This window comes from Aeromonas sp. 601027, assembly GCF_049174455.1.
GTDB lineage: Bacteria > Pseudomonadota > Gammaproteobacteria > Enterobacterales > Aeromonadaceae > Aeromonas > Aeromonas veronii_A.
The window spans coordinates 1-916 of the sequence record NZ_JAAKTN010000032.1; the positions used below are offsets into that span (position 1 = coordinate 1).

Below are 916 nucleotides of genomic sequence, written 5' to 3' on the forward strand. Positions count from 1 at the left end.
CCCCCTGGGTCACAGAGCCTTGAACCTGGAGGGTTGCAGATGGGCCAGCTGCAAATGCTGATGAACTAGCGGCCATCAAGCACGCGAGAGGCATTAATTTAAACAACTTTTTCATAATTAAATCCTTGTTGAAGAAGGCTATTGGTCAATACGATTACATGTACTCGAAGTTAATCGTAGTATTGCCATCCAAATTGGCTGTTTCGGTAATACCTCTCAAGTCGGAGCTCAGTGACGGCTCAACTTTCAATGTAAAGTTAAACGCCCTGGCTTCTGTTGGTGCGCTCGTCCCTGACGTCGCAAAAGAGAGATATTGCGTTGCCTTTTGATTATTAAGCTTGTCATTGAATGCCATCTTGCCCCAGGTGGTTTTGTTAGCACTGCTGAGCAAATCACCATCAATTCCGTCACCTTGAATTGCAGTAAACGCCAAGCTATAAGAACCGATGTTAATACCATCTGTTGTGGTCCCCAGGCCAAACGCGGTGTTGGCATCAGTGGGTTCATCAGTGTGAGTCGGCACACTGCTTGCACGGTTGTCAGCAAAGCTAATAGCCACCTTGGTTGCACCAGTGCAAACCAGAGTGCCATTCAGTTCCTTTGCTGCCAGCTTCAGCGTGCCTGTCTCCGGCAAGTCATTGATGGATGTTTCACCAAAATCAACAATACCACCAGCGTCCAAAGTGGGAACGCAAGCGCCCGGTGAAACGGTACCTGTAATTTTTAGCTCCGCTGTGGGGCCAGCGGCCAGAGCCGAACCGGCACTCATCATCAGACAAGCCAGCATGGCCTTATTAAATGTTGGTTTCATCTTCATGTTGTTTCCTCACTTATTAAAATTAGCTCCTGATAACACGAGCCATTACGCATTACCATTTTTACTCGGTAATAAATTGCCTACTCAAGCAGTTCGACA

General features: G+C 47.3%; 1 protein-coding gene. It reads right to left on the reverse strand.

The features are described from left to right. Positions 1–154 precede the first annotated feature (154 nt). Positions 155–817 (reverse strand): DUF1120 domain-containing protein, encoded by a 663-nt coding sequence (locus G5193_RS21695; protein WP_421207335.1) that lies wholly within the window; start codon positions 815–817, stop codon positions 155–157. Positions 818–916: the final 99 nt, after the last annotated feature.

Coding starts and splice junctions, on each gene's coding strand:
- G5193_RS21695 (WP_421207335.1), bottom strand. CDS start 817: ATGAAGATGAAACCAACATTTAATAAGGCCATGCTGGCTTGTCTGATG.